The organism is Citrobacter sp. S46_ASV_140 (genome assembly GCF_018919545.1).
In the GTDB taxonomy this organism is placed as follows: Bacteria; Pseudomonadota; Gammaproteobacteria; order Enterobacterales; family Enterobacteriaceae; genus Citrobacter; species Citrobacter braakii.
This window is the reverse complement of the sequence record NZ_JAHLRC010000207.1, coordinates 1-3852: the sequence shown is the minus strand read 5'-3', so window position 1 is coordinate 3852 and position 3852 is coordinate 1. Positions and strand designations below refer to the sequence as shown.

Below are 3852 nucleotides of genomic sequence, written 5' to 3'. Positions count from 1 at the left end.
CTTCAATACTGCCTACTTTCGGGTCTTTGCCCAAAAGTGCTCGAGTTGCCTGTTTAATGCTACTCAGCGTGAATAACTTATTGGAAAGCATACTGATACTGGATTTTTCAAGCTCTGTAAGGCCAATAAATGGTTCTATTGTCATTGCCAGATAACGCGCCAAATTTGAGCTTACATCACGGTGATCATAAAGAGCTGAAAGCGATGGGCTAGGGCGAATCGCGTATTTATTTAGGTCAGCAAACATCTGTTGACTACGTCTTAACCCTTCGTCGACAAAAAACAGCACAGGGATGTTGTCTTGGCCGAGTTCCGGACGCTCAGCTAAAGCGTCTTCAATTGCTTTACGACGATGTTGCCCATCATTAATGAGGATTTGGGCATCCATCGGAACTCGGAGCGTTCCTAGATTATTTGAGTTTTCGTACTCATCAAACTGAACGTCAACGGCAATAGATGCTGTCAATGCAGAGAAGACATAATCTTTCGGATTCTCCAGTAGATACCTGACCATCTCAGGTATTCTAGATTTGTTCAGGATGCGTTGAGCACGCAGCTCTGGTGGAACATCGGTTTCATCAAAGCTGAAAATTTTGGGTATGATGCGCATAGGACAGGTTGCAATGTAAAATGGCCTGCCTGCTTGTACTCCGCGTACAGCGGGGAAAGAATAGCAGTAATCAGCGTCGAAGTTCGCCATGGCGGATTCCCTGTTGTTCGGTTAGAGCTCTTACGTGTTATTTTACGTAAAAGCATTCTATTTATAAATGCTTTCTCTTCCTAAAGCATAATCTGACAAAGTGTCTGAGCACTTTTTAGTTGTATTACGTCTTTTTTTACGTAACTACATCTGGGTACGAAACTTACGTATCAACTTACCGCGATTTATAAACTCTCCTCCCTTATAGTATCTTTGTGGCCAGATAACCTCTGGTGGGATGCCAATTGCCTTAGCAATGATGATTTCACCTTTAGGCCATGGTCTCTCCAGAGCATTACCCAATGTGGACGAACTCAATCCTACCTCTCTGGACAGTGCTGCCAGTGACATTCCTTTTTTATGCAATGCCGCGATGATGTCGGCCTTGTGCCAATTTGTGGTCATTCCACTTCCCCTCCGTTTAAGTAACATTATGTATGCTACGTAATTCGTAGTCTTTTTCGAGCAATAAAATTACGTTTTTCGTAGTTTTGGAAAGGAGATCTAACTTTGCTGAAATCGGTATGTAAAAAGATGATATAACCAATAACTACGTTTTACGTAGTATCTGAAAAGCTCAATAGCTACGATTATCGTAGTTATGAATGATACTACTATGCACAATCGAACCTTTAGTAAGCGGCTTAAAGAAGCGCGCCTTGCTAAGAGGTTGTCACAAAAACAGCTTGGTATTCTTGCTGGGATCGATGAATTCGTTGCCAGCCCACGTATCAATCGGTACGAGAAAGGGGTTCACCAGGCAAATATTGAAATAGTTCAACAACTTGCTGATGTACTTGAGTTACCTCTAGCCTATTTTTACGCCGATGATGATGATTTGGCCTTATTGATAAGAAATTGGTATACAGCTGATGTTGTAAGGAGGGAGGAAGCGCTTAATCTTCTTCTTTCCAATTAGGGAGCTCCTACGTTTGTGGATATCCCTTTTTATTGGCAACCAAAGCAGTATGGTATTGATTTAGTGTTTTATACAGGCATAGATTTTGACTATAATTCAGCCGTTTTTAAAAAAAGGTAGTTATTTATAAATTGATAATAGCTATATTAAGGGGCAGGGATGTTAAAAGGAATTGTTACCACATTGCAGGTTCTGGTTGGTGTTTACTTTATGGGGAATATCGCACGGCAAAATCCTAAATTTAAAGCCTTCATTGTGGTATTGGAAGATAGATATGGGAATCTTAATAATAAAATTAAAGATGCACGCCTAACGGAAGGTATTATATTTTTACAACTCATATATGGCTTTGTTGCAATAATATCTGCCATCATGTTTTTCTTAATGGCTTATGTAGTGCCAGAAAAAGAAAATGTGAAGTTTTTGTTTTCTATGGGATTTGTCTTTGGGTTTATTGGTTGGGCTTCGGTTTCATGGTGTATGCAGCACCGAAAAGCAATCTCAGAAAACGCTTGGATTTTTCTCTTAATGGTGGTTTCTCCTTTTGCGCTGGCATTACTTGAGAAACAGTCTGGCATTTCTTTGATAAGGTATACTTTGGAACCTTTGTTTCATCTTTTTAAGACGATGGGATTTCATGTCGATATTCCGACAGGCATCTGGAGTCAGGCCGGTATATTAAGCTGCGTGTTATTGTTTGTAGTGTTAATGCAATATATCTTTAGCTGGATTCTATCTATTCCCGTGTTATTAATAACAATATTTATTGTTATTTCAATGATATTTTTTGCAAGATTAGTTAATCTGATAGCCCCTGAAAAATCCTTTCCTGGGTTTATGATAATATTGTTTATATTACTAACAGTAGTACAAAACTATCTACTGTGAAAAGGTTTCACTGGTTTACGGCTTTACACGCTTGCTCATGTCGTCATCTAATTACCGTGATGACGAAGCTACTTGTTACTTTGAGGAAAAAGGCGCCCTTCGGCGCCTCAATGACAATAACACTCTCACCCCTTCAGCGCTTTCCCCGCAATCACCCCGATAAACTCCAGCACCTGCTTTTGCTTACGCGCGGAGAGCTTTTCCACGGCGCGCAGGGATTTCATCAGTTCTGACTCTTCGGGTTCGGGCGTGCGGGTGGTTAACACAATGCAGCCTTGCATGACGCGCACATCGACGCGGGTGCCGGTGTCGAATCCTGCGGCTTTAAGCCACTGGCCCTTCATCACGATGGACGGAAACTGGACATACTTCACCGGCAAACGGCTGTAATCAGGATAACCGCTCGCATAACCCACCTTCAGGCAACGGTTATCTGCGACGTACACTTCTGGATCAAATGAAACTGCAATACAATGCGTATCAGTCATGGTGACTATTCTCCGATGATAGTTACTGCGATTAGCGATGCGGAGGTGTTGGCGCACCTTCGCATCGCGCTAATAAAACCCCTGTAAATTACCCCAGTAATTGGCGGGAAGTCCAGATGTAAATAACATGAAATAAGCGCGATTAGCACGCTTTCGGAATAAATAGAAATCCTCTCTATCCCTATAAACATAGTATTATTCATCGTATAAATTCATTCATATCCCATCCTCATGATACCTGCCATTTCCAGAAAATAACGCCCATCTGTATCAGACCAAAATGTGAACTAAATCACTGAATCAAATAGCAAACTCTGAAACAACGCCGTTTTGTACACTTTGCTTTACACTTTTAGTGATGTGAATCACAAATATAAACCCGTGAAGTGATCCGACTCTCACAAAATGGGGTGTACTCATTCAGCAATACAGTATGAGCACAGACTGGAAAGTTAAGTTTTCAGTATTTCCCCTCTCCACGGGGGCACCATCGCAAATGGCAAATCAACACGCAAAAAAAAACTTGTTGAATATGAAAGGGTAAAAAAATGACGTGTGATTTGCATCACCTACATTTACAGCTTTTTAAATTATTGCCAGTGATTAATGTTGACCAGGCTATTTCCATAATCAATTAAATCTTGCATAGTGCCTCCACATTATTTCTCCCCCTGACTCAGGAGGCGAATAGTTATATTTCATCAGACTTTATTGATGAACCAGGTATGCTTTACTTCACATTAATACGTACATGACCACTGTTACTGGAGAAACAAAATGAATTATCCGGCAGAACCCTTCCGTATTAAAAGCGTTGAAACTGTATCTATGATCCCGCGTGATGAACGCCTTAAGAA

The 3852-nt window shown here is 40.9% G+C and carries 5 protein-coding genes; 2 read left to right on the top strand and 3 right to left on the bottom strand.

Annotation, left to right across the window (positions count from 1 at the left end; genetic code table 11):
* Together KQJ19_RS22790 and KQJ19_RS22785 are read right to left on the bottom strand one after the other, a co-directional pair.
* Positions 1-700 (bottom strand): DNA sulfur modification protein DndB (locus tag KQJ19_RS22790; protein ID WP_216404206.1); only part of this gene is annotated, 700 nt, incomplete at its 3' end.
* A 144-nt stretch (positions 701-844) separates the two neighbouring features.
* Complete coding sequence (locus KQJ19_RS22785) at positions 845-1105, bottom strand: helix-turn-helix transcriptional regulator (RefSeq protein WP_151222985.1); 261 nt, start codon at positions 1103-1105, stop codon at positions 845-847.
* Positions 1106-1301: 196 nt separating this feature from the next.
* Here KQJ19_RS22785 and KQJ19_RS22780 point away from each other — a divergent pair, with 196 nt between their 5' ends.
* Both KQJ19_RS22780 and KQJ19_RS22775 read left to right on the top strand, forming a co-directional pair.
* Positions 1302-1619 (top strand): helix-turn-helix transcriptional regulator, encoded by a 318-nt coding sequence (locus KQJ19_RS22780; protein WP_151222984.1) that lies wholly within the window; start codon positions 1302-1304, stop codon positions 1617-1619.
* A 159-nt stretch (positions 1620-1778) separates the two neighbouring features.
* Positions 1779-2507 carry a hypothetical protein gene (locus KQJ19_RS22775; protein WP_216404205.1) on the top strand — a complete coding sequence of 243 codons (729 nt, stop codon included), beginning with the start codon at positions 1779-1781 and terminating at the stop codon, positions 2505-2507.
* A gap of 125 nt (positions 2508-2632) precedes the next feature.
* Here the strand turns inward: KQJ19_RS22775 and symE are convergent, their stop codons facing one another.
* The gene (symE, locus tag KQJ19_RS22770) at positions 2633-2995 is read right to left on the bottom strand and encodes an endoribonuclease SymE (protein ID WP_216404204.1); all 363 of its coding nucleotides are present in this window, start codon (positions 2993-2995) and stop codon (positions 2633-2635) included.
* Positions 2996-3852 lie beyond the last annotated feature (857 nt).

Coding starts and splice junctions, on each gene's coding strand:
- KQJ19_RS22780 (WP_151222984.1), top strand. CDS start 1,302: ATGAATGATACTACTATGCACAATCGAACCTTTAGTAAGCGGCTTAAA.
- KQJ19_RS22775 (WP_216404205.1), top strand. CDS start 1,779: ATGTTAAAAGGAATTGTTACCACATTGCAGGTTCTGGTTGGTGTTTAC.
- KQJ19_RS22785 (WP_151222985.1), bottom strand. CDS start 1,105: ATGACCACAAATTGGCACAAGGCCGACATCATCGCGGCATTGCATAAA.
- symE (WP_216404204.1), bottom strand. CDS start 2,995: ATGACTGATACGCATTGTATTGCAGTTTCATTTGATCCAGAAGTGTAC.